Origin of the sequence: Gordonia phosphorivorans (assembly GCF_042432625.1) — a bacterium.
Classification (GTDB): domain Bacteria; phylum Actinomycetota; class Actinomycetes; order Mycobacteriales; family Mycobacteriaceae; genus Gordonia; species Gordonia phosphorivorans.
On record NZ_JBHLWV010000019.1, the window covers coordinates 106,277 to 128,784 of the forward strand.

The 22,508-nt window shown below is 67.1% G+C and carries 24 protein-coding genes and 1 tRNA gene; 14 read left to right on the plus strand and 11 right to left on the minus strand.

Features of this window, described 5'->3' with window-relative positions; translation table 11 throughout:
* Positions 1-21 precede the first annotated feature (21 nt).
* Entirely contained in the window at positions 22-348 is a 327-nt protein-coding gene (locus ACFFJD_RS08955) for a hypothetical protein (RefSeq protein ID WP_382363259.1), read from the minus strand.
* Entirely contained in the window at positions 345-1,196 is an 852-nt protein-coding gene (gene mca / locus ACFFJD_RS08960) for a mycothiol conjugate amidase Mca (RefSeq protein ID WP_382363376.1), read from the minus strand. The genes ACFFJD_RS08955 and mca overlap by 4 nt, the downstream gene beginning before the upstream one ends.
* 78 nt (positions 1,197-1,274) lie before the next feature.
* On the opposite strand from mca, the gene ACFFJD_RS08965 reads away from it, so the two are divergent.
* The 3 genes from ACFFJD_RS08965 (at position 1,275) to greA (ending at position 3,145) form a co-directional block, all read left to right on the plus strand.
* Positions 1,275-1,733 carry a DUF4307 domain-containing protein gene (locus tag ACFFJD_RS08965; protein ID WP_382363261.1) on the plus strand — a complete coding sequence of 153 codons (459 nt, stop codon included), beginning with the start codon at positions 1,275-1,277 and terminating at the stop codon, positions 1,731-1,733.
* A gap of 10 nt (positions 1,734-1,743) precedes the next feature.
* Entirely contained in the window at positions 1,744-2,475 is a 732-nt protein-coding gene (locus tag ACFFJD_RS08970; protein ID WP_382363263.1) for a queuosine precursor transporter, read from the plus strand.
* A 178-nt stretch (positions 2,476-2,653) separates the two neighbouring features.
* Entirely contained in the window at positions 2,654-3,145 is a 492-nt protein-coding gene (greA, locus tag ACFFJD_RS08975) for a transcription elongation factor GreA (RefSeq protein WP_382363265.1), read from the plus strand.
* Between the two features lie 107 nt (positions 3,146-3,252).
* Here greA and ACFFJD_RS08980 read toward each other — a convergent pair whose 3' ends face one another.
* From ACFFJD_RS08980 to ACFFJD_RS08990, 3 genes are all read right to left on the minus strand, one after another.
* Positions 3,253-3,663: a helix-turn-helix domain-containing protein gene (locus ACFFJD_RS08980; RefSeq protein WP_382363267.1), complete on the minus strand. Its 411-nt coding sequence runs from the start codon at positions 3,661-3,663 to the stop codon at positions 3,253-3,255.
* Positions 3,664-4,265: 602 nt separating this feature from the next.
* Positions 4,266-4,910, minus strand: coding sequence for a DUF3558 domain-containing protein (locus ACFFJD_RS08985; protein ID WP_382363269.1), 645 nt, complete (start codon positions 4,908-4,910; stop codon positions 4,266-4,268).
* A complete protein-coding gene (locus tag ACFFJD_RS08990) occupies positions 4,870-5,169 on the minus strand; it encodes a type VII secretion target (RefSeq protein WP_382363271.1) in 300 nt (99 codons plus the stop codon). The genes ACFFJD_RS08985 and ACFFJD_RS08990 overlap by 41 nt, the downstream gene beginning before the upstream one ends.
* A 203-nt stretch (positions 5,170-5,372) precedes the next feature.
* Between ACFFJD_RS08990 and ACFFJD_RS08995 the strand changes: the two genes are divergently transcribed.
* Entirely contained in the window at positions 5,373-5,879 is a 507-nt protein-coding gene (locus ACFFJD_RS08995) for an SRPBCC family protein (RefSeq protein WP_382363273.1), read from the plus strand.
* Positions 5,880-5,893: 14 nt separating this feature from the next.
* Here the strand turns inward: ACFFJD_RS08995 and ACFFJD_RS09000 are convergent, their stop codons facing one another.
* The 3 genes from ACFFJD_RS09000 to ACFFJD_RS09010 all read right to left on the minus strand — a co-directional run bounded on the left by ACFFJD_RS09000 (position 5,894) and on the right by ACFFJD_RS09010 (position 9,181).
* Positions 5,894-6,361 (minus strand): hypothetical protein, encoded by a 468-nt coding sequence (locus tag ACFFJD_RS09000; protein ID WP_382363276.1) that lies wholly within the window; start codon positions 6,359-6,361, stop codon positions 5,894-5,896.
* 271 nt (positions 6,362-6,632) lie between these two features.
* Positions 6,633-7,775, minus strand: a complete 1,143-nt coding sequence (locus tag ACFFJD_RS09005) for a cystathionine gamma-synthase (protein WP_382363278.1) — start codon at positions 7,773-7,775, stop codon at positions 6,633-6,635.
* Positions 7,772-9,181: a cystathionine beta-synthase gene (locus tag ACFFJD_RS09010; RefSeq protein ID WP_382363280.1), complete on the minus strand. Its 1,410-nt coding sequence runs from the start codon at positions 9,179-9,181 to the stop codon at positions 7,772-7,774. The genes ACFFJD_RS09005 and ACFFJD_RS09010 overlap by 4 nt, the downstream gene beginning before the upstream one ends.
* Before the next feature lie 78 nt (positions 9,182-9,259).
* On the opposite strand from ACFFJD_RS09010, the gene ACFFJD_RS09015 reads away from it, so the two are divergent.
* Positions 9,260-10,483: an acetyl-CoA C-acetyltransferase gene (locus ACFFJD_RS09015; protein WP_382363282.1), complete on the plus strand. Its 1,224-nt coding sequence runs from the start codon at positions 9,260-9,262 to the stop codon at positions 10,481-10,483.
* 400 nt (positions 10,484-10,883) lie between these two features.
* Positions 10,884-11,585, plus strand: coding sequence for a hypothetical protein (locus tag ACFFJD_RS09020; RefSeq protein WP_382363284.1), 702 nt, complete (start codon positions 10,884-10,886; stop codon positions 11,583-11,585).
* Between the two features lie 106 nt (positions 11,586-11,691).
* Here ACFFJD_RS09020 and ACFFJD_RS09025 read toward each other — a convergent pair whose 3' ends face one another.
* Positions 11,692-12,603, minus strand: a complete 912-nt coding sequence (locus ACFFJD_RS09025; protein WP_382363286.1) for a Bax inhibitor-1/YccA family protein — start codon at positions 12,601-12,603, stop codon at positions 11,692-11,694.
* 180 nt (positions 12,604-12,783) lie between these two features.
* Between ACFFJD_RS09025 and ACFFJD_RS09030 the strand changes: the two genes are divergently transcribed.
* Both ACFFJD_RS09030 and ACFFJD_RS09035 read left to right on the plus strand, forming a co-directional pair.
* A complete protein-coding gene (locus ACFFJD_RS09030; protein ID WP_382363288.1) occupies positions 12,784-13,917 on the plus strand; it encodes a phosphotransferase family protein in 1,134 nt (377 codons plus the stop codon).
* Positions 13,914-15,065, plus strand: a complete 1,152-nt coding sequence (locus ACFFJD_RS09035) for an Rv3169 family protein (protein ID WP_382363290.1) — start codon at positions 13,914-13,916, stop codon at positions 15,063-15,065. Before ACFFJD_RS09030 ends, ACFFJD_RS09035 begins: the two co-directional genes overlap by 4 nt.
* Here the strand turns inward: ACFFJD_RS09035 and ACFFJD_RS09040 are convergent.
* Positions 15,041-15,700: a DsbA family oxidoreductase gene (locus ACFFJD_RS09040; RefSeq protein WP_382363292.1), complete on the minus strand. Its 660-nt coding sequence runs from the start codon at positions 15,698-15,700 to the stop codon at positions 15,041-15,043. The genes ACFFJD_RS09035 and ACFFJD_RS09040 overlap by 25 nt on opposite strands.
* A gap of 154 nt (positions 15,701-15,854) precedes the next feature.
* On the opposite strand from ACFFJD_RS09040, the gene ACFFJD_RS09045 reads away from it, so the two are divergent.
* Positions 15,855-15,928, plus strand: a tRNA-Leu gene (locus ACFFJD_RS09045).
* Between the two features lie 29 nt (positions 15,929-15,957).
* The gene (locus tag ACFFJD_RS09050) at positions 15,958-16,392 is read left to right on the plus strand and encodes a DoxX family protein (protein WP_382363294.1); all 435 of its coding nucleotides are present in this window, start codon (positions 15,958-15,960) and stop codon (positions 16,390-16,392) included.
* 24 nt (positions 16,393-16,416) lie between these two features.
* On the opposite strand, the gene ACFFJD_RS09055 is transcribed toward ACFFJD_RS09050, so the two are convergent.
* On the minus strand, positions 16,417-17,331 hold the full coding sequence (locus tag ACFFJD_RS09055; RefSeq protein WP_382363296.1) for an aminoglycoside phosphotransferase family protein: 915 nt from the start codon (positions 17,329-17,331) through the stop codon (positions 16,417-16,419).
* Between the two features lie 39 nt (positions 17,332-17,370).
* Between ACFFJD_RS09055 and ACFFJD_RS09060 the strand changes: the two genes are divergently transcribed.
* Genes ACFFJD_RS09060 through ACFFJD_RS09075 form a run of 4 tightly spaced genes read left to right on the plus strand, consistent with a single transcriptional unit; the run spans position 17,371 to position 22,347 of the window.
* Positions 17,371-17,964, plus strand: coding sequence for a phosphoribosylanthranilate isomerase (locus ACFFJD_RS09060; protein WP_382363298.1), 594 nt, complete (start codon positions 17,371-17,373; stop codon positions 17,962-17,964).
* Between the two features lie 59 nt (positions 17,965-18,023).
* Complete coding sequence (locus ACFFJD_RS09065; RefSeq protein ID WP_382363300.1) at positions 18,024-20,252, plus strand: MMPL family transporter; 2,229 nt, start codon at positions 18,024-18,026, stop codon at positions 20,250-20,252.
* Positions 20,249-20,839 carry a TetR/AcrR family transcriptional regulator gene (locus ACFFJD_RS09070; RefSeq protein ID WP_382363302.1) on the plus strand — a complete coding sequence of 197 codons (591 nt, stop codon included), beginning with the start codon at positions 20,249-20,251 and terminating at the stop codon, positions 20,837-20,839. The genes ACFFJD_RS09065 and ACFFJD_RS09070 overlap by 4 nt, the downstream gene beginning before the upstream one ends.
* A gap of 11 nt (positions 20,840-20,850) precedes the next feature.
* On the plus strand, positions 20,851-22,347 hold the full coding sequence (locus tag ACFFJD_RS09075; RefSeq protein ID WP_382363303.1) for a serine/threonine-protein kinase: 1,497 nt from the start codon (positions 20,851-20,853) through the stop codon (positions 22,345-22,347).
* The last annotated feature ends 161 nt before the right edge of the window (positions 22,348-22,508 follow it).

Consider the following 22,508-nt stretch of genomic DNA (forward strand, 5'->3'; position numbering starts at 1 on the left):
TCGGCCGCCGGGGCACCTGCGCTAGTCGTTGGGCGCGGCGCTGCCGCCCGGGCCCGGTGCCGCGGAGCCATCAGACTGCGCGGCGCCGTGCGTGGCGTCGGCAGCGTCGTCGATCGTGTCCGTTCCTTCGTCGAAGCGCTGGTCGGCCTCGGGATGATCGCCGTCGAAGTTCTCCGGCAGCTTGCGCAGCTGCTTGTTCATCGACCGGATCAGCAGGAAGGTCGCCACCAGCAGCACGACGATGACCAGCAGCCCGATCGGTGACGCTTTACCGAACTCCGGCCCCTTGGTGCTCTGGTCCGCCAGCACTACGACGGCACTGTCGGCCACGTTCAGCAGGGTGTTCACTGCTCCTCGATTCCGGCGAAGAGGTCGTTCTCAGGGATCGCGGTCTGGACGCGGGTCTGCGCCAGCTCGAACTCCTCCGTCGGCCATAGACGTTGCTGCCATTCCAAGGGAACCGCGAAAAAGAACCCGTTGGGATCGATCTGGGTGGCGTGCGCCCGCAGCGCGTCGTCACGCTGCTGGAAGTACTCGCTGGCTTCGACCTGCGTGGTGACGCGGGCCATCATGTCGCCTTGCTCACGCTTCCACTTGGCGAGCCACTCACGGAAGGGGTTCTCCATCCCGGCCTTCTCCAACTCCTCGGAGAAGCGGTAGATGCGGTCCCGAATGAACCCGTGCGTGTAGTAGAGCTTCAGCGGAGTCCACGGCGCGCCCGCGTCAGGGAAGGCTTCCGGGTCGCCGGCCTTCTCGAACGCTTCCACCGAGACTTCGTGGCACTTGATGTGGTCGGGGTGCGGATACCCGCCGTTCTCGTCGTACGTGATGATCACGTGCGGCTTGAACTCGCGAACCGCCTTGACCAGCGGCTCCGTGGCTTCCTCCAGCGGCACGAGCGCGAAGCACCCGTCCGGCAACGGGGGCAACGGATCGCCCTCGGGCAGTCCGGAGTCCACAAATCCCAGCCACATGTGTTGGACGCCCAGCGCCTCTGCCGCGGCGGCCATCTCCCCACGACGCACCTCCGGCAAATTCTCCAGAATGCCGGGCCGGTCCATGGCGGGGTTGAGGATGTCACCGCGCTCGCCGCCGGTCAGAGTCACGACGAGCACCTCGTGTCCCTCTGCCGCGTACTTGGCCAACGTCGCGGCTGCCTTGCTGGACTCATCGTCGGGGTGCGCATGCACCGCCATCAGTCGCAGGGGCCCCGTGCTATCGGTCACGCTTCCTCACCTTCGCTCGGTTCTGCCTTACATGGTAGGTATTGACGCGTGAGTAGTTCAGATGGGGTCTCCGACCAGCCGAAACCGCAGAGCGGTCCGCGCGCGACCTACCCGGCCGAGCAGTCGGCCAGGAGCAAACGTCGGTGGTTCCTCATCCTCTCCGTCGGCGTGGTGCTCGCCGGCCTGGTCATCGCGTACCTCGGATTCGTGAAGTTCGGCGATCCCGAAGTGTCCGGCTCCGCCACCGGCCACGAGGTCCTCAGCTCGGATTCCATCGCGGTGCAGTACACCGTCAACCGGCAGAATCCCGACGACGCGGTGGCGTGCGTGGTCCGCGGCCGTGCTCGCGACGGAGCCGAAGTGGGACGCCGCGAGGTGCTGATCCCGGGCGGCAACGACATCCAGGTGGGCGCCCGCACCATCGTCTACACCTCCCGTCCGGCAGTGATCGGCGAAGTCTTCGGGTGCACCCTCTCCGTGCCCGACTACCTGCAACCTGAAATGTGAGGCTCCCCGTATGACCGAGGAAGCACCCGCCCACTCTGGGCAGCCGGGCGACTCCAGCCCGGCGTTAAAAGCGAACTTCGCAACGATCTCCTCCCCGTACTACCCCGTGCTGATGGCCGGGTTCATCGGCATCATGCTGATCAGCAACATCGCCGCCACCAAGGGCGTGGGCCTGTTCGGCGGCTCGATCGTCACCGACGGGGCCTTCTTCCTCTTCCCGCTGAGCTACGTCATCGGTGACGTCATCAGCGAGGTGTACGGCTTCAAGGCGATGCGCCGCACCATCTGGACCGGTTTCGCCCTCCTGCTGCTGGCTTCCCTGTCGTTCACCGCGGCCATCGCCCTGCCACCGCTCGACGGTTACGACAACCAAAGCGCACTGGAAGCCGTCGCCGGCGCGGTGCCACAGCTGGTCGCGGCAAGCCTGGCCGGCTACCTGATCGGCGAGTTCACCAACTCCTGGGTGCTCGTCCGGATGAAGGAACGCTCCGGTGAGCGTCGCCTCTGGGCCCGGCTCCTCACCTCCACCGTGGTCGGCGAGTTCTTCGACACCTTGGTGTTCTGCGCCATCGCGGCGCCCGTCATCGGGGCCACCACGTGGAGTCAGTTCACCTCCTTCGTGGTCGTCGGCTTCGTGTGGAAGACACTGATCGAGATCATCGTCATGCCAGGCACATATGCGGTAGTGCGGTACCTTAAACGCGCCGAGCCTTCCTACCGCCAAACGACGACTGAAGCCTGATCAGCGACTGTTTGCGGGCCGCTCGCTCAGAATTCTCGTGTGCGGTGAACCACACCGACTGGTAGTCTGGGTGGCGCACGGCCCCGTCAGGGGTCGTGTTGCTGCTTGTACGGCACGATTACATGCAGCGGGTAACGAAGACGCAGTCCACTCGCGGACGGCACTAAGGAGATCCACTATGACTGACACCGGTGTGACCTGGCTTACCCCTGAGTCTGCCCAGCGGCTCAAAGAGGAACTCGATTCATTGATCGGTAACCGCGACGCCATTGCCGCGGAGATCAACGAGCGCCGCGAAGAGGGCGACCTCAAGGAGAACGGCGGCTACCACGCTGCCCGCGAAGAGCAGGGTCAGCAGGAGGCCCGCATCCGCCAGCTGCAGGATCTGCTGAACAGCGCGAAGATCGGACAGGCTCCCACCCAGTCGGGCGTGGCATTGCCCGGCTCCGTGGTCACCGTCTACTTCGGCACCGACGAGAAGGACACCGAGACCTTCCTCATCGCCACCCGCGAAGAGAGCATCGCGACCGACGTCGAGGTCTACTCCCCCAGCTCTCCGCTGGGTTCGGCGATCATCGATGCGAAGGTCGGCGAATCGCGCACCTACCGGGTGCCCAGCGGCGCCGAGATCACCGTGACCCTGGTCAGCGCGGAGCCGTACCAGCCCTGAGCTGACATTCGGCGATAACCAACCACCGAGAACCGGGCCGCAGGCGACTGTGGCCCGGTTTTCGTCTCTTCGAACGCCTCCCCCTGTATCGAGCGTCGGTCGACGACTTACCGACCGTCGGCGCCGTCTGAGTTCTGCAGCTCCGCGGCGGTGTCGTCGTTGCGCTCGCCGGCGACCAATGCGGCAACCTCCGCCTCAACCCGAGACAGTGCCATGGCCGTCGCCTGCTCCCTTGACCGCGCAGGCAGGAGCATGCCGACATCCGGCAACAGCCACAGCGGCGGCACGTCGAGCGCACGCGCCAGACGATAGACCGTCGACAACTGCGGATCCGAAATGTACGGCGCCCGATTGCTGGTGCCACGCTCCAGGTTGGACACCGCGTTGCGGTGCAGACCGCAGCGGTGTGCAAGCTCCTCCTGCGAGAATCCACGCTCCTTGCGGATCAGATACAGGCGGTGCGCGAAGGAGTCCGCATAGGTGTCCCACTCGAGGGACCCGCGTTCTCTGGACGGCACCCCTCCAATCTGGTCAATTCACACCGAATTGTCTGCCCACCATGATGTGCGTCAAACGCGTTGCGCGACAACATGATTCGACACAGCGCGTCCGTCTCGCCCGCCGGCGTCACCGCCCGGCCGTTATGAAGTTGTCAAAAAACACTCGGCGCCGGAGCCTGTCCGACACTCCCCGCGAAGGCTGTCACCCTTCACACCACTATGATGACATCGGGGTACGACAAGAACTGGCGTGCGAACCCGACTGGCGGCTCATCGCCCTTATTTTCTCGTGCACGCTGATCGCGCCGTGATCGACCGGCGGCGCCGCCGACTGGCACCGAGGTACGACGACGGCACTGTGGCGCTCCACGACGGCGATATGACGCCGTGGACCGCTGCGTTGCCGTCGTCGAACCGGCAAGGAGGCGAACCGGCGATGCACCGAGTCGGCGAGGCGCGCTTTCGAGGAGCGTGAGGCGACGATGACGTTCACGCGGATCGATGGGTTCACTGGCGGCCATCGGGCAACTCCGGCCATCGAAGCGTCACCACCAAGAGATCCGAAAGTGTCACCGATGTCCTGATACATGACAAGGGTCCGGCCGGTCGGGAGATCCCGGTCAGCGCGGCATCTTGTCGATCGTCGCCTTCGTGAACTCGATCGCGCGGTCGCACACTTCGTGAACCGGGGGATGTGGCAGTCGGTGGTGTAACACCAGTGTCGTAATCCCAGCGCCGCCAGACTGCACGTACGTCATGCACTCTCCCAAGGACCCCGCTTCTGTAATCCCCACCCGCCTTCCGGAAATCTGGCGATCCGGTAGCCAGTGGTCAGCAGCGTACTTTTGCCTGTACGTATCGAGTCCAACCGAATTCGCCACCATCTGCGAGACCACCCAACGTCCTCCATCGCTCGCCCGCTCGAAGTCCCATGTGCACCCGCGCAAAGTCTGACCGTCGGTCCCTGCCGCGTCCCGCACAGAATCGGTCTGCACACCAATGCGTTCAAGCTCGAAAGTCGAGAGAGCGACACAGGGCTCATACTCAGTTCCATCGTTTGCACTGTTCCACCGATTCTTGAACGGCGATGAAAACGGCAGACTCACGGTTTGGCTGGCCTCGCTCGCAACAGATTCGGAGGCCACTTCCTCCGTGTCGTTGACGGAAGCACCGCATGCAATAACCAGGAGCCCAGGTAGGACCAATGCCGCCCCTTTGCGCACGCTACTTGACCAGCTTCCCAGCCGATTCGTCGGCCGCAGCATACGTCTCGGCAGCGATCCGGCAGCGAGCAGCAGTCGAAGCGAGTTCTTGTGCGAGAGCACCCAAGTCTGCGCGGCAGTCTGATAGCTCATTTCGCAAGCCGTTGAACAGCGCCACGCCTTCAACGCAACCTGAGCCAAAATAGTTGGCTCTGACTACTCCCGATGCTGCTTCGATGAGACGATCCAGCTCCGCTGCCGCCTCGTCGGCGACGCGCGCCCGGTCTCGCCAGACTGCCGCGTCCGCCACCAGATCCGTCATGCGTGTCCCCCGTCCGCATCCGTGTGGGTGTGTTGGGGACCGGCCCCCCACGTCCGGCCCCCAACACGTTCCCCCCAAACGCAATTCCGACATCCCCCCGTCCGCCGAAATCTGCGTTGTATGAATTTAGACGCACGGGAGCCCCGTACGGTTCCACTTTTTCCAAAAGAATTCTTCGATGATCAACCAGTACAGTTCTGACCATGGCATATGCACTCGAATCTTTCGACGAAGAGTTCTTCGCGGCCGCACCGATGCGCTACGAGATCGACGTGAACCTTCCGGTGGCCCCGGGCGCGGCGTGGGCGGAGTTCACCCGGCAGAACACGCTCGACTGGTGCCGCGCCCTGCGCTCGGTCACCTACACCTCACCCGAGCCCTACCGCCCCGGCACCACGCGATCGGTGGTCTTGGCTCCCGGCTTCATCAAGATGGACGAGATCTTCTTCCTCTGGGAGGAGGACCCGGCGACGGAGACCTATCGCCACGCGTTCCACGGGGTCCGCGCCAACATCCCGGGGCTGCGGCGATTCGGTGAGTACACCGAGGTCACGCCCGCCGCCCACGGTTCCCGCTTGATCTGGCGCTTCGCGATGGAATTGGCCGGTGCCGGGCTGCCGAGCTTCCTCTCCGGTCCGATCTCCGACGGAGCGTTCTCGACGGTCCGCACCGACACGATCAAGCATTTCGCCGACTTCACACCGGCCTGAACCCGGCGGCTGCCTCAGCCCAAAGCCCGCCACGTCGCCCAGTGGTGGACCGCGATTCCCCGGTACCAAGGATCGCCGGAGAGCGCGTCGTCGACGCTCGCCAGCTCACGGCGCAGCACCGCGGGGCCGTCGTCGGCGAAGGTCGTTCGCGACGGCACACCCGGCCCCACCGGCATCGTCTCGACGCCGATCCGAAAGGGCCTGCCGAGCGCATGCGCCTCCGCGATGGCCGGGGCCGCGAACCGCAGGATCTGGCCAGCGCGATCCCGATACGCGAGCACCGTCACCGACGACGCGGCACGCAGCGCACGGCGCGCTTGAGCCGGCCACTCGTCGAACAGCCAGGGCACCACGTCGATCTCGACGGCCATGCCCGGCAGCGCGGCGACGCACGCCTCGATCAGGTCGGCATAGGCGGCGGCAAGCGACCCCGCCTGCGTCGGCCACTCGGCCAACGTCCACGGCTCCACGTCCACATGCACAGTGGCACAGCCGGTTCTACTCACTGCCGCGCGCAGCCACGCCACGGCGGCCGCGACATCGAGAACCCACCGCGGATCCCCAGCCAAGCACGCCGCGCCGATTCCGGCACTGCGCAGCGCCGCACACTGCCGGGCCGCGGCGGTGTCTACTCCGTGGACGAAGACTTCTCGCACTCCGCGCCACCGCGCGAATCGGACGATCTCCCGTGGGTCCGCGGGAACTTCCCACAGCCACGTCGACGATCCGTTTGGAGCCACCGCCGCACCAGCGTCAGCCCAGCGCCTGCTCCACGTCCGCGACCAGATCCTCGATGTCCTCGATACCGACCGAGAGCCGCACCAGATCGTCCGGCACCTCGAGCAGCGAACCCGCCGTCGACGCGTGCGTCATGGCGCCCGGGTGCTCGATCAGCGACTCGATGCCACCGAGCGACTCGGCGAGGGTGAAGATCTCGGTCCGCGCGCAGAAGTCGAGGGCCGCTTCCCGGCCACCGGCCAAGCGAACAGAGATCATGCCGCCGAACCGCTTCATCTGACGGGCCGCGGCGTCATGGCCGGGATGATCGGCCAGACCCGGGTACAGCACGGACGCGACCTTGGGGTGCGCGTTCAGCACCTGCACCAGCGCCTCCGCGTTGTCGCAGTGCCGCTCCATGCGCACCGCGAGCGTCTTGATGCCGCGCATGGTGAGGTAGGCGTCGAACGGTCCGGGCACCGCGCCCGCACCGTTCTGCAGGAACGCGATGTCGGCGTCGAACTGCTCGTCGTTGGTCACCAGGGCGCCGCCGACCACATCGGAGTGGCCACCGAGATACTTGGTGGTCGAATGCACCACCACATCGGCACCCGAATCCAACGGGCGCTGCAGATACGGCGTGGCAAAGGTGTTGTCCACCACCAGCTTCGCACCACCCGCATGCGCGACGTCGGCGATGGCGGCGATGTCACCGACGTTCAGCAACGGGTTGGTCGGGGTCTCCAACCACACCAACTTGGTCTTGGGAGTCATCGCCGCGGCGATGGCGTCGACGTCGGCCACCGGGGCCACCGAGTACTCGATACCCCACTGCGAGAACACCTTGTCGATCAGCCGGAAGGTGCCGCCATAAGCGTCGTTGGGGATCACGAGGTGATCGCCCGGGCGCAGCGCAGCGCGCAGGATGGCATCCGTCGCGGCCATGCCCGACGCGAAACCTCTTCCGTACGTACCGTTTTCAATGGCTGCGATGTTCGCTTCCAAGACGCGACGGGTCGGGTTACCGGTGCGCGCGTACTCGAATCCGTCACGCATGCCGCCGACGCCGTCTTGGGCGAACGTCGAGCTCGCGTAGATCGGCACGTTCACCGCTCCGGTGCGTGCTTCCGGGTCCCAGCCCGCGTGAATTGCCTTGGTCGAGAAGCCCTGATCGGTCACAGCTTGTCCTCACGAGTCGGAAGCGGGTGGGTACTGGCGTAGGCCAGCAGGTCGTGGCGGGTGATGACGCCGACGGGTTTGCCGTCGTCGACCACCATCAGCGCGTCGGTCTGGCCGAGCGCCTCCATCGCCGCCGACACCGGCTCGCCGGCACCGATCAGCGGGAAGGCTTGACCCATGTGCGCCGAGACCGGATCGGCCAGCGTCGCACGGCCTTCGAACACCGCCGACAGCAGGTCGCGCTCGTTCACCGCGCCCGCGATCTCGCCCGCCATGATCGGCGGCTCCGCACCGACCACCGGCATCTGGGAGACACCGAACTCGCGCAGGATCTCGATGGCGTCGCGCAGCGTCTCCTGCGGATGGGTGTGCACCAGGTCCGGCAGCGCACCGTCCTTGCCGCGCAGCACCTCGCCGACCGTCGACTCCGGACGCTCACCCTCCAGCGGCGTACGCAGGAAGCCGTAGCTACTCATCCAGTCGTCGTTGAAGATCTTCGACAGGTAGCCGCGTCCGCCGTCGGGCAGCAGCACGACGACCACCGCGTCGGGGCCCTCCCGCTCGGCCACCTGCAGCGCCGCCACCACGGCCATGCCGCAGGAACCGCCGACGAGCAAGCCCTCCTCTCGCGCCAGGCGCCGGGTCATCTCGAACGAATCGGCGTCGGAGACCGCGATGATCTCGTCGGGCACCGTCGGGTCGTAGGCGCCCGGCCAGAAGTCCTCGCCGACACCTTCCACCAGGTACGGGCGACCCGAGCCGCCGGAGTAGACCGACCCCTCCGGGTCGACGCCGACCACCTTGACCCGACCCTCGGAGATCTCCTTGAGGTAGCGCCCGGTGCCGGTGATGGTGCCACCGGTACCGACGCCGGCGACGAAGTGCGTCACCTTGCCGTCGGTGTCGGCCCAGATCTCCGGACCGGTGGTCTCGTAGTGGCTGCGCGGACCTTCCTGATTCTCGTACTGGTTGGGCTTCCACGCACCGTCGATCTCACGGACGAGACGATCGGAGACGTTGTAGTAGCTGTCCGGGTGCTCGGGCGGCACGGCCGTCGGGCACACCACCACCTGCGCACCGTAGGCACGCAGCACGTTCTGCTTGTCCTCGGCCACCTTGTCCGGGCACACGAAGACGCACTTGTATCCGCGCTGCTGCGCGACCAGCGCCAGTCCCACGCCGGTGTTGCCCGAGGTGGGCTCCACGATGGTTCCGCCCGGCTTCAGCTCGCCGGAAGCCTCGGCGGCGTCGACCATCCGCGTGGCGATGCGGTCCTTCGAGCTACCCCCGGGGTTGAGGTATTCCAGTTTCACCGCGACCAGACCGGAGCCCGGCTTGGTGACGGAGTTGAGCTTGACCAGAGGAGTGTTTCCGACCAGGTCGACGACGTGATTGGCGATGCGCATGCCTCCCATAGTTGCACTCATTCGGAACCGTTGTGACTCCGGTCCGTTCTTTCCGAAGCTGTGAGTTACCCTGACGACATGCCTGAAGCCGTGATTGTTTCCACCGCCCGCTCCCCGATCGGCCGCGCCGGTAAGGGGTCCCTCAAGGATCTTCGCCCCGACGAGCTCGCCCGCCAGATGATCGCTACCGCGATCGCCAAGGTGCCCGAGCTCGACGTCGCCGATATCGAGGACATCCACCTCGGCATCGGCCAGCCGGGCGGTGCGGGCGGTTACAACATCGCGCGCGTCGTCGCCGTCGAGCTGGGCCTGGACCACGTCCCGGGCGTCACCGTGAACCGCTACTGCTCGTCGTCGCTGCAGACCACCCGCATGGCGATGCACGCCATCAAGGCCGGCGAAGGTGACGTCTTCATCTCCGGCGGCGTGGAGAGCGTCTCCAGCTTCGCCACCTCCGGTGCCGCCGACGGCCTCCCCAATTCCAAGAACCCGATCTTCGACGAAGCGGCCGCCCGCACCGTGGCGACCGCCGAAGGCGGCAAGGGTGCCTGGCACGATCCGCGCGAGGACGGCCTGCTGCCCGACGTGTACATCGCGATGGGCCAGACCGCCGAGAACGTCGTCACCTACACCGGTATCTCCCGCGAGGACCAGGACCGCTGGGGCGTCCTGAGCCAGAACCGCGCCGAGAAGGCCATCGCCGACGGCTTCTTCGCCCGTGAGATCGACGCGGTGACCCTGCCCGACGGCACCGTCGTGAACACCGACGACGGCCCGCGCGCTGGCACCACCTACGAGAAGATCAGCCAGCTGCAGCCTGTCTTCCGTCCCGATGGCACCATCACCGCCGGCAACGCCTGCCCGCTGAACGACGGCGCCGCCGCCCTGATGATCATGAGCGACACCAAGGCCAAGGAACTGGGTCTGACCCCGCTGGCACGCATCGTCGCCACCGCGGCCACCGGCCTGTCGCCCGAGATCATGGGCCTGGGCCCGATCGAAGCGGTCCGCAAGGTGCTGCGCGTGGCCGGCATGTCGATCAGCGACATCGACATGTACGAGATCAACGAAGCCTTCGCCGTGCAGGTGCTCGGCTCGGCCGACGTCCTCGGCATGGATCACGATCGCCTGAACGTCTCGGGCGGCGCGATCGCGCTGGGCCACCCGTTCGGCATGACCGGTGCCCGTATCACCACGACCCTGATGAACAACCTCGCCACGCACGACAAGACCTTCGGTCTGGAGACCATGTGCGTCGGCGGCGGCCAGGGCATGGCGATGATCATCGAGCGCCTCAGCTGATCTGAGCACGACGACGGGCGGTCCGGAGCTTCTCCGCGCCGCCCGTTTCGCATCGCCGTTCCTCCGCACCAGGGACTTCACCGGAATCGGCGGGACCCGCGCCCATTGCACGAGAGAATCACGCTTGCCCGCGCCGTGCATGCAGCAGGCGAACCCGGTACAGACCATTAAGGAGAGCGCATGCGGTACAACCCGCCCCCGAACTGGCCGCCCCCGCCCCACGCAGGCTGGCGGCCGCCCCCCGGGCTGGCGGCCGGACCCGCGGTGGGGTCCCCCACCGCGTGGCTGGGAGTTCTGGCTGCCGGATCTGCCCGCCGCGGCCGAACCCCGACCCGCGTCGACCGGTGCCCGCCTCGTCGCCGCCGCGAAGCATCCGGTCTGGGCGACGATCGCCACACTGGTGACCGTCGGTGGCATCGTCCTCGCTGTCGTCGGTGTCAACGCCTTCGGGGGATCGACCAGCGCCGACGCCAACCCGCTGCAGGTGGAGGGGCTGGCCTTCGCCGATCCGGCCCAGATCGACGCCGTGACGTTCCCGACCTCCGATGCGACCAACACGACGCCGTTGCGCGAGGACGCAAGCCCGATCGACATCACGCTGAAGAACAACAGCAATGAACCGATCCGCATCACCCGCATCGAAACCAAGGTCCTCGACGCCAAGACGGTCACCTGCAGCCGGCAGGGCGGCGGCGTCGCGGTGTCGGCGTTCTACTCGGTGAAGATCCCGTACAACCCGTGGATGATGACGTTGACCTCGGATGCCGTGACCAGCGACGTCGATTTCACCGTCAAGCCCACCTCCGCCGACCGCATGGTCATCACGGTCGGACCCGAAACCACGGGCAACGGCAAGGCGGTCGTCGTGGCCGTGTCCCTGAAGCTCATCCCCGAATCCGGTGACCCGATCGTGCTCGAACCGCTCGCACTCAGCCAGCCGTCGGCGGTGGATGGCGAACTGCGCGGAATGTCCATGTTCACCGCCTCCGAACCCGGCTGCGCCCAGGAACAGGTGAACGTGCTGGACAACATCATCAAGGCCACCGATGTGCAGTCCCCCGACGTGACCCGCCTGCGCGACGGGTTCCGCGCGGCCACCTGACCGCACCCTCGATGCACTCTGCCGCCCGGAGCAGTCAACGGGTGACTGCGCCGAGCGGCAGAGTGGGACTTGCGGCGACGCCGACGAGCGACGTGCGCCCGAGTAACTAGTCGCTGTTCAGGTAGCTGAGCAGACGCAGGATCTCGACGTACAGCCACACCAGGGTGACGGTCAGGCCGAGCGCGACGCCCCAGGCCGCCTTCTCCGGCGCACCCGCCTTGACCAGCTTGTCGGCGGCGTCGAAGTCCAGGAGGAACGAGAACGCGGCCAACGCGATGCAGACCAGCGAGAAGATGATGGCGATCGGGCCACCGCTGCGGATACCCATGTCGACGCCGAACAGGCCCAACACCAGGTTGCCGAGCATCAGTACGAGCACGCCCACCATGCCGGCCATCAGCATGCGGGTGAAGCGCGGGGTGACGCGGATGGCGCCGACCTTGTAGACGATCAGCATGCCGACGAAGACGCCGATGGTGCCGAGCACGGCCTGGCCGATCATGGCGCCGGCGCTCACGCTGTCGGCGACTACCAGGTTCGCGAACACGAACGAGATGGAACCGACGAACAGCCCTTCGAGGGCCGCGTAGCCCAGCACGATGGCCGGGTTGTCCTGCTTACGGCCGAAGCTGGCGATCAGCACCAGCACGAAACCGCCGATACCACCGACCAGGAGCAGCGGCATGGCCAGCGTCATCTGCGCGGACTCCTGCGCGGCGCCGACGAGGCCGGAACCGCGGGTGGCGATCGCCGCGTAGGCGGCGATGGCGACGGCGATCAGCACGGCGAGGGTCATGCCGGTCTTCATCACGACATCGTCGATGGTGATCTGACGGCTGCTGGTGGGCGCCTGGACGAAGTCCTGCTGGCCCGGCTGCTGGTACGGGTTCGCCTGCTGCTGCCCCGCGCTCCACGCGGCCTGCTGGGCGCCCGGCATGGCCTGGCCGAAACCGGCATAGGGGGCAGGCTGGTTATCGCGGATCACTCCGCGCATAACCGGATTGCTGCTCTCGCGCACTGTTGTAGCTCCTTGCTGAGGGATGGATGCGAACGCTCTTACTTCTCAACGTTCCGCGCGCCGCATTGGTTCCGACTTTACCGACTCTTGAACAGTTTCGTTCATCCCGACCGCGAGGCACCGGCAAACTTGGAACGCGTTCTACCGATCCCGTCCGGCCATCACCTCCCCCGTGCTTGCATGGGAATCGTGTCTGCCCTTGCTTCCAACGCCGATGAAGGTCGCGAGATCGCGCGGCCCACCGAGTCCCAACGCGACCCCGACTGGCTCCGCGATCGCCTGAACGCGTGGATCAAGACCCGCGCGGGCCAGGACGCAGTGGTGACCGGCGTGACGCTGCCCTCCGCCAACGGCATGTCCAGCGAGACGCTGCTGGCAGAGGCCGTGATCGGCGGGCAGCCGCACAGCCTGGTGGTGCGCGTGGCACCCATGGAAGCCAGCGACCCGGTCTTCCCGTCGTACGACCTCGACGGGCAGTTCCGGCTCATCGCGCACGTCGCGGCGACCACCGACCTGCCGCTGCCCAAGCTGTGGTGGTCCGAGCCGGACCCGGAACCGCTCGGCGCCCCGTTCTTCGTGATGAGCCGTGTCGACGGCCGGATCCCGCCGGACGTGATGCCCTACACATTCGGCTCGTGGGTCACCGAGGCGACGCCGGCCGAGCGCACCGCGATGGCCCGCCGCGGTATCGGAGTGGTGGCGCAGATCCACGCCGTACCGCTCGACGGCGCCGAACTCGAGCAGCCACGCCCCGGCGAGACCGCCCTGCAGGCACACCTGCGCCGGCTCCGCGACTTCTACCTGTGGGCCAGCCGCGACGGTGTGAGCGCGCCGCTGATCGACCGCGGCTTCGCGTGGGTGCAGGAGAACATGCCCGCCGAGTCCGACCCAGTGCTCTGCTGGGGCGACGCCCGCATCGGCAACATCATCTACGACGGGTTCACCCCGGCGGCCGTCCTCGACTGGGAGATGGCCGCGATGGGCCCGCGGGAACTGGATGTCGCGTGGATGGTGTTCCTGCACCGCTTCTTCCAGGACCTGACCGAACTGGCCGGGATGGAAGGTCTGCCCGCCTTCCTGACCCGCGATCAGGTGAGCGCGGACTACTTGGCCGAGACCGGCTACGAGCTGCGCGACCTCGACTTCTACACCGTGTACGCCGCCCTGATCCACGCCGTCGTGATGTACCGAATTCAGACGCGCGCCATACATTTCGGCCAGGCGGCCACACCGGAGGACCCCGACGACATGATCATGCATCGCAAGACCCTCGAAGCCATGCTCGACGGCACGTACTGGGAGTCGATCAAATGACGCTCTCCCCCATGGACGACTACCCCATCCATCAGATCCCCGAGGTGATCCGCCACGTCGGCACCTCGGACCGCAACTTCTACGACCGCTACTACTTCAATTGCCATCGTCGGTTGTCCAGCGCCGCAACCACCGCGGACGATCCGTGGTTCATCTTCGGCCTCGGCGTCTACCCGAATCTGGGCGTCGTGGACTGCTTCGCGGTGGTGCGCCGCGGCGACGACCACGTGGTGGTGCGCGGCTCCCGTGCGCTCGGCGCGGACCGAAACGACTTGCAGGTCGGGCCGTTTCGCGTGGAGGTGCTCGACGGCCTGCAGCGTCTGCACATCAGTCTGGAGCCGGGCCACGGCGCCGTCTCCTTCGATTTGCAGTTCACCGCGGATGCGCCGGCGGTGCTCGAACCACGCCACTTCCAGCGCCAGCTCGAACGCGTCACCTTCGACACCCAGCGATTCGTGCAGACCGGAGACTGGTCCGGCACGCTCACCGTCGACGACGACACCTACGTGGTGGATCCGGCCGACTGGCGTGGGAACCGCGACCGGTCGTGGGGTGTGCGGCCGGTCGGCGAGGCTGAACCGCCCGGTCGCCGGGCCGCCGAGACCGCAGCCAACAGCTTCTTCTGGATCTACTCGGTGATGCGCTTCGCCGACTTCGCGGTGGTCGTGGTGGTCCAGGAGACGCGCGACGGTGAACGTATCATGGGCGACGCCCGGCTGGTCTGGGCCGATCCGGCGCGCGAGGTCCAATGGCTCGGTCGCGTCGATCACGACATCACGTTCATCCCCGGAGGACGCGAACCCGCCTCGGCCACACTGCGATTCATCAAGCCGTCCGGGGCCACCACCACCGTCGAATGCCTGCCGCAGCTGGCCAACTTCATCGGCTTCGGCACCGGCTACGGCCTGGAGCAGGATTGGCGCCACGGCATGTGGCAGGGCGAGGAGAAGGTGGAGGCGTTGCGGCTCAAGATCTCTGAGCTCGACGCCACCATGAAGCTCTTCTGCCCGGTGGACTACCTGGCGTCATTCCGGCTCACGTCCGACGACGGCACCGTGCATCACGGCGAAGGTCTCTTCGAGTTCTCCGTGATCGGCCCGCACGATCAGTACGGGTTCGCCGACTACACCGACGTGGCGCCCGAGTAGTGCTCCCAGCCCTGCCGTAGGGCGTCGGTGAAGACCTCGGCAGGCTGTGCGCCGGAGATCACGAAGTGCCGGTCGAGCACGAAGTACGGCACACCCTGGCAGTTGAGTTCCCGGGCGAGCTTCTCGTCGTCGCGCACCGCCTGCGCGTAACGGGTCTCATCGGCGAGCACTTCACGCACCTGAGCCTCGTCGAACCCTTCGTCGACGGCGATCTCGACGAGCCGCTCGTGACTGCCGAACAGTTTGCGCTCGTCGGCGAAGTTCGCGTGCAGCAGCGCCAGCAGCATGTCCTCGGCGCGGCCGCTCTCGGCCGCGAAGTGCACCAGACGGTGCATGTCGAAGGAGTCGCCGAAGTCACGCCCGGAGGTGATGTACGGGAGGCCGAACTCCTTGGCCTTCTCAGCGAGCTGCAGTTCGCCGTTGGCCGAGTCCTCCACCGAGAAGCCGTACTTCTCGGCCAAGTGGTCCACGACGTTGCCCGACGCGCCGCGTTCCTGGTTCGGATCGAGCTCGAAGGACCGGTGGATCACCTCGACCTGATCGGCCTTGTCGAACTCGCCGAGGCCGGCAAGGAACTGGTGCACCCCCAGGTAGCAGAACGGACAGTTGATGTCCGACCAGATCTCGACCTTCATGCGTGCTCCCTTTGCCTCTGTGCGCTCGTTACCTAGTGCGCGTACCTCCATGGAACCATCCCACCCATGCCGCCCGTGGACAAGCTCGCGGGTCGGCACCGCCGGGCCCGCCGGGTGCGGCGACGCAAACCCCGCCTGGCAAAATGTGTATCGCGCCCCCATAGCCCAATTGGCAGAGGCAGCGGACTTAAAATCCGCAAAGTGTCGGTTCGAGTCCGACTGGGGGCACCCTGTCACCGAACGAGAAGAGAAGCACGATGAAGCTGCCCACCGCCCTCAGTCGCGCACTGACCGGAATCCCCTACGTGATCCTCGGCTACGGTGCCGCCACCGCTCCGGGACCTCGCGTCGACGCGGCCGCGGCCATGCTGGCTCCGGTCCGCGGCGCCGTGCCGGTTCCGGTGGACGACGAGGCCGTCGTACGGTTCAACGGCGCCGCGCAGGTGGTGGCCGGCGGCCTGCTGACCGCCGGGATCTACCCGCGCGCCGCAGCCAGTGTCCTGCTGACCGCCGGGATCTACCCGCGCGCCGCAGCCAGTGTCCTGCTGGCCTCGCTCGTTCCCACCACCGTGGCCGGCCACGCCTACTGGAAGCACGAGGAGCCGCAGATGCGCGCGATGCAGCAGATCCAGTTCCTCAAGAACGTCGCCATGGCCGGTGGCCTGCTCGCCATCGCAGCCAAGAAGAAGTAGTTCTCCCATCGGCGCCGGAAACCGTTAGGGCTGAACGGCTTTCGCGACGCTGATGCACTTGGTGATCCACTCGCGTTCATCGGGGTGGAGGTCGCGGCGCATACGCTCGGCGTCCTCCACCGCCCAGTGCGCGTTGAGCACCATGCGCACGATCACCCAGTCCCGGGCCCGCTCGTCGTCGAACCCGGCCGCCTCGACCACGGTGTAGAAGCGTCGCTGAATCGACTCGCGCAGGTACCCGACCATCTCGTCCCAGCGGTTCCACAGCAACGGGGCCACCTCGTAGTGCGGATCTCCGGACATCGGCTGCGGATCGATCACCAGCCACGGTTCGCGCTCGGCGGCCAAGACGTTCTCGTAGTGCAGGTCGCCGTGGATGATCCGCCCGTCGGTCTGCTCGTCGACGACGAAGTCGCGACCGAGGTGCAGCGCCTGATCGATCAGGCGCCGAGGCACCGGCATCTTGCGCGCATCCGCCGCCAACGCCTCGATCCACTCCCCCACGAAACCGCTCAACGGCCGGAACCGCCGCGGCGCCGGCTTGTGCAGCCGCGGATAGAAGTCCGCGACGATCTCGCACGCCCGCAGATCCCACTCGCTGCTCAGGTCTGCCGAACCCAGTCGCTCCAGCAGCATCGCCCGCCGCGCCGGATCGACGCGGTACAGCGACACCGCGCCGTCCCCGCCCCACAACTGCAGCGCCACGTGCTCCTGCTCGGTCTCGGCACTGCCGTCGAAACCCACCTTGAGCACCGACGCACGACCGTCGGCCTCCCGCACCGGAAGCACCACCGAAGCGAAGCCGTGCCTCGCGGCGCCGTCGAGGCGCAGCCGCCACTCCGTCAGCAGGTCGTCGCACCGCCGCGGCAGCCCGTCCAGCCACGCCGCCCAGTCCGGCCCCAACTCGCGCTGCTTGAGCAGTCCCGCCGGAATCTCCACGGCCCCAGCCTATTGACCGCGGCAGCTTAGAATCGGACCATGCTGGCAAAGGTGTGCGGATTGACCGCGGTCGACGACGTCGAGGTGGCGGTGAGCGCTGGGGCCGGCGCGATCGGCGTGGTGATGAACCGGAACAGTCCGCGCGCGGTGCCCGCCGACCTGGCCCGGCGCATCATCTCCGCCGCCGACGGCGCGGTGGAGACCGTGCTCGTGGTCAACGACATGCCCGCCGCCGACGCGGCCCGCCTGGCGCACGAGATCGGCGCGTCGATCCTGCAACTGCACGGCACCTACACCGCGGCGGACTTCGCGGCGGCCGGGGCGCTGTTCCCCCGGCTGTGGCGCGCCACCTCCCTCGCCCATCACCCGGACCTGCGCGTGGGCGCCTACGGCGAGGAGGCGCTGCTCCTGGATGCGCCGCGCCCCGGCTCCGGTGAGCAGTGGGATCTCTCCGCCCTCGCGGGCAATACACCCGACGGGCACTGGCTGCTCGCGGGCGGTCTGCGCCCGGACAACGTGGCGGCCGCCATCGCCGCGGTCCGCCCCTGGGGCGTCGACGTCTCCAGCGGCGTCGAGTCGTCACCGGGGGTCAAGGACCACGGACTGATTCGGGACTTCCTCGCCGCGGTGTGACGGCACTCATCCGAAAATCTCCTTGCCAACAAAAGTGTTAGTCAGTAACACTTGTTGGCATGTCCTCCGCGTTGTTTCGCCTCGGCCGCTTCTCGTTCCGCCACAAGTGGTGGGTGATCGGCGGATGGGTGGCGGTTCTCGCGATCATGATCGGCCTGGTCCTGGGGCTCAATCCGAAGTTCGCCAAGGACTTCGAGCTCCCCGGCACCGACGCCGGGATCGCGATGGAGCAGATGGAGTCGCAGTTCCCCGCCCTCACCGAGCAGCAGATGAAGGCACGCACCACCGTCGTCATCGCCGCCGAGGACGGGCTGGCCGCGCACACGGCGCAGATCGAGACGCTGACCAAGGACCTCGCGGCCCTGCCGTCGGTGACCGATCCCAAGCAGATCGTCGACCCGGTGCTGGTCGCCAAGGCCGACCCGGCGATGGCCTCGCAGGTGCTCTCCGATGACGGCAAGATCGGCCTGATCAGCGTCGGCCAAGACATCGACCTGATGGAGCTGAAGCCCGCCGACAAGAGCGCCCTGGTCGACGTCCTCGAACGCAACAGCGGCAACGGCCTGCAGGTGGAAGCCACCAGCGGCGTGATGGGCGCCATGGATTCCGGCGGCACCGCCGAGGCCATCGGCTTCGGTGTCGCGTTCGTGGTGATGATCGTGGCCTTCGGCGCGTTGATCGCCGCCTTCATCCCGCTGGTGACCGGCCTCGTCGGCGTCGGCCTCACGATGCTGCTGCTGATGGCCAGCGCGTCGTTCATGACCGTCAACCAGGCGGCCACCGGCATCGTCCTGATGCTCGGCATCGCCGTCTCCATCGACTACGCGCTGTTCATCGTGTCCCGGTTCCGCAACGAGACCAAGCGTGGCGGCGACCCCGCCGATGCGGCCGGTCGTGCCGTGGGTACCGCAGGCACGGCGGTGGTGTTCGCCGGCCTGACCGTGATCATCGCGGTGGTCGCTCTGATGGTGATCGGCATTCCACTCATCACCCAGATGGGCCTGGGCGCCGCCCTCGCGGTGCTGGTGGCCGTGCTCTCGGCGATCACACTGATCCCGGCGCTCCTCGGCGCCGTCGGACGGTTCGCCTTCACGCCGCGTATCCCCTGGATCAAGCACGCCGAACCGTCCGACGACGTCGATACCCTCGGCGTCAAGTTCGGCCGCGCCGTCGTGGCCAAGCCGCTCCCGTTCATCGTGGTGGGCCTGGCGATCCTGGTGGCCGCCGCCATCCCGGTCAAGGGCATGGAACTGGGCTTGGAGATGACCGCCGACGACGAGATCGCGGCCCAGCAGCTCGTCAAGCAAGGCTTCGGCGAGGGCATCAACGGGCAGCTGTTCGTGGTGGTCGCCACCGACGATGACGCCGATGTGACCGCTGCGGCCGACCGCGCCGTGACCGACATCAAGGCACTGCCGGACGTCTACCGGCCCGAGACCGTCGCCTGGATGGGTAACGGCACCGACCCCGCCAACCCCAATGCCGGCGCCGACACCGCCCTGATCGTGGTGACCCCGCAGAGTTCGCCGTCGTCGACCCAGACGCACGACCTCATGGAGGCCATCCGCGCGCTGGACCCGACGATCGAGCAGCAGGGTGCCCAGATCCACGTCGGTGGACAGACGGCGATCATGTCGGACCTGTCGGCCAAGCTCAACAGTGCGCTGATCCCGTACATCGCCGTCGTCGTCGGCCTGGCGTTCCTCATCATGATCGCCGTGTTCCGCTCGATCTGGGTGCCACTGATCGGCACCATCGGCTTCGTCTTCTCGGTTCTGGCGACGTTCGGCATCGCCACGGCGGTGTTCACCGACGGTTGGCTGGGCCTGATCGAATACCCCCGGCCGCTACTCAGCTTCCTGCCGATCTTCCTGGTGGGCGTGGTCTTCGGCCTCGCCATGGACTATCAGGTGTTCTTGGTGACCCGCATGCGCGAGGAATTCCTGCACGGGATGTCACCGAAGGACGCGATCGTGGCCGGCTATCGCCACGGCGGGCGCGTGGTGACCTCGGCGGCGATCATCATGATCAGCGTCTTCGCTGCCTTCATGCTCTCCCCGGAGACCACCAACAAGATGATCGGCTTCGCGCTCGCGGTGGCCGTGTTCTTCGACGCCTTCATCATCCGCATGATCGTGGTGCCCGCGGTGATCTCACTGCTCGGCGAGAAGGCGTGGGGTCTGCCGCGCTGGCTCGACAAACTGGTCCCCAACTTCGACGTCGAGGGCAGCTCGGTCCGCCACCGCGGTGTCACCACCACCGCGGAGGAACCGGTCCCGCTGACATGACCGCTACCCCGCAGCCCGGGGTGCGCGCACAGAACAAGGCGCGCACCCGGGCGGCCATCCGCTTCGCCGCCCTCGACCTGGTGACCGAGCAGGGCTATCACGCGACGACGGTGGCGCAGATCGCCGCGGCGGCCGGCGTCTCGCACACCACGCTGTTCCGGTATTTCGAATCCAAGGAACAGGTCCTCGTCAGCGACGACCTGGAAGATGCTCGGCACGAGCTGTTCGAGAACGCGCCCGCCGGGCTCAGCCACTTCGATCTGATCCGACACATCATGCGCGGGCTGTTCGACCTCGCCATGGCCGACGAGTGGGCGTCGAATCCGGGTCGCGCATATCTGCTGCGCACCGAACCCACCCTTCGGATGGCCCATCAACTCGCCGCGGACAGCATGCTTCAGGAAGGCCTGACCCTCATCGCCGAATACACCGGCACCGACGAGAGCGCGCTATCGCTGCGGGTCTTCATCGCTGCGGTGTCCGGGGTGCTCATGCACATCCTCGACCGGGTCGCCATGCCGAACGAGGACACGCTGGCCGAGGTGCTGGATGCCCTGGACCTGCTCGAACAGGGCCTCCCGCTGTAATCTCACACAGCATGACCACACCCGCCGATCGCAGCGGCAGCATCCTGGGGCCCTACCGCCTGGTCCGATTGATCGGACGCGGTGGCATGGGCGAAGTCTACGAAGCCGTCGACACCGTCAAGGACCGCTCCGTGGCGCTCAAGCTGCTGCCGCCGCACCTGGCCCACGACGAGGACTACCGGACCCGCTTCCTTCGGGAATCGCAGACCGCGGCCCGCCTCAGCGACCCGCACGTCATCCCCATCCACGACTTCGGCGAGATCGACGGCCAGCTGTTCCTGGACATGCGCATCGTCGACGGCCAGGACCTGCGAGCACTCATCCGGCAGGGTCCGCTGCCCGCGGATCAGGCCGTCGCGATCGTCGAGCAGATCGGCGGCGCCCTCGACACCGCCCACCACGCCGGGTTGACCCACCGCGACGTGAAGCCGGAGAACATCCTGCTCGACGGCCGCGGGTTCGCGTACCTGGTGGACTTCGGTCTGGTGCAATCGGTCGGCCAGAGCTCCCTCACCGCCACCGGGTCGGCCATCGGGTCGTTCAACTACATGGCACCCGAGCGATTCGGTACCGACGCGCCGGTCGGACCGCCCGCCGACGTCTACGCTCTCGCCTGCGTGCTCTATGAATGCCTCACCGGGGCAAAACCTTTCGGCGACGACAGCATGGAACAGATCATCGCCGGCCATCTGCATCGACCGCTGCCTCCCACCGGCGGCCCGCTGGATTCGGTGATCGCCCACGGCACCGCCAAAGACCCGACGCAACGATTCGCCTCGGCCGGCCAGTTGGCCGCCGCCGCGCAGCGGGCTCTGGCCGGCCAGCCGCCCTCGATGCCCTATGCCGCCACCCAGGTGGCGCCGGCCGGGATGACCTCACCCACCGCACCCCAATACCCCAAGCCGGGCCAGTATCCGATGCCGGAGCAGTACCCGGTGGCGGGGCGCTCGAGCGGCTCCGCCAACATCGTGCTCGCCGCCATCGCCGCCGTCGCCGTGCTCGCGGCCGTCGGTACCGCGATCTGGCTGTGGCCCCGAGGCAACGACGACCAACCGGTCGCCGTCACCACCGTCCTGCAGGCACCCGGCGCTGCGGACACCGAATCCTCCGTCGCCGCCGAGCCCCGCACTTCCGCGCCGACGAGCGCAGCCGCCACCAACGCACCGCTGACGAACGCCCGCGGCCCCGGCGACCTCGGATTGTCCACTCCCATCACGACACCGGCATGCACCGGCGAGACCGTCACCTTCGTCTACAACGCCGTGACCCCCGGCGCCTACGCGCAAGAGATCGCCACGGCGCTGCGACAGCATCCCGGCGCCTCCTACCTGCGCACCGACCAATCGTGCGCGTCGCTCAAGCAGGCGGAGAACGGCAATCCGATCTACGCCGTCTTCTATCACGGCGCCACCTTGGCCCAGACCTGCGCCACCCGGAACCGCCTCGGCGGCGGCAGCTACTCGCGGCGCCTGGACGACTCGACACCGGTGGGGACCGAGGTCTGCTGAGAAAGCCGACGAGGCCTACCACCAACGACCCCGGAATCGCCCGCTGTGATTCTCGCTACACTGCGGCGGCCACTTGCACCGCTGATCCCTGCGAATACACCTTCTGCCAGCACTATCAGCCCGAAGTGCCATGTGGAGAGAACTGCGCAATTCGTTCACCT

What these genes read in the sequence shown, in the direction of transcription:
- mca (WP_382363376.1), bottom strand. Translation starts at nt 1,196, where the DNA reads ATGGCGGTGCATGCGCACCCCGACGATGAGTCCAGCAAGGCAGCCGCG.
- ACFFJD_RS08970 (WP_382363263.1), top strand. Translation starts at nt 1,744, where the DNA reads ATGACCGAGGAAGCACCCGCCCACTCTGGGCAGCCGGGCGACTCCAGC.
- greA (WP_382363265.1), top strand. Translation starts at nt 2,654, where the DNA reads ATGACTGACACCGGTGTGACCTGGCTTACCCCTGAGTCTGCCCAGCGG.
- ACFFJD_RS08985 (WP_382363269.1), bottom strand. Translation starts at nt 4,910, where the DNA reads ATGCTGCGGCCGACGAATCGGCTGGGAAGCTGGTCAAGTAGCGTGCGC.
- ACFFJD_RS08990 (WP_382363271.1), bottom strand. Translation starts at nt 5,169, where the DNA reads ATGACGGATCTGGTGGCGGACGCGGCAGTCTGGCGAGACCGGGCGCGC.
- ACFFJD_RS08995 (WP_382363273.1), top strand. Translation starts at nt 5,373, where the DNA reads ATGGCATATGCACTCGAATCTTTCGACGAAGAGTTCTTCGCGGCCGCA.
- ACFFJD_RS09010 (WP_382363280.1), bottom strand. Translation starts at nt 9,181, where the DNA reads ATGCGCATCGCCAATCACGTCGTCGACCTGGTCGGAAACACTCCTCTG.
- ACFFJD_RS09015 (WP_382363282.1), top strand. Translation starts at nt 9,260, where the DNA reads ATGCCTGAAGCCGTGATTGTTTCCACCGCCCGCTCCCCGATCGGCCGC.
- ACFFJD_RS09030 (WP_382363288.1), top strand. Translation starts at nt 12,784, where the DNA reads ATGGGAATCGTGTCTGCCCTTGCTTCCAACGCCGATGAAGGTCGCGAG.
- ACFFJD_RS09035 (WP_382363290.1), top strand. Translation starts at nt 13,914, where the DNA reads ATGACGCTCTCCCCCATGGACGACTACCCCATCCATCAGATCCCCGAG.
- ACFFJD_RS09040 (WP_382363292.1), bottom strand. Translation starts at nt 15,700, where the DNA reads ATGAAGGTCGAGATCTGGTCGGACATCAACTGTCCGTTCTGCTACCTG.
- ACFFJD_RS09050 (WP_382363294.1), top strand. Translation starts at nt 15,958, where the DNA reads ATGAAGCTGCCCACCGCCCTCAGTCGCGCACTGACCGGAATCCCCTAC.
- ACFFJD_RS09060 (WP_382363298.1), top strand. Translation starts at nt 17,371, where the DNA reads ATGCTGGCAAAGGTGTGCGGATTGACCGCGGTCGACGACGTCGAGGTG.
- ACFFJD_RS09065 (WP_382363300.1), top strand. Translation starts at nt 18,024, where the DNA reads ATGTCCTCCGCGTTGTTTCGCCTCGGCCGCTTCTCGTTCCGCCACAAG.
- ACFFJD_RS09070 (WP_382363302.1), top strand. Translation starts at nt 20,249, where the DNA reads ATGACCGCTACCCCGCAGCCCGGGGTGCGCGCACAGAACAAGGCGCGC.
- ACFFJD_RS09075 (WP_382363303.1), top strand. Translation starts at nt 20,851, where the DNA reads ATGACCACACCCGCCGATCGCAGCGGCAGCATCCTGGGGCCCTACCGC.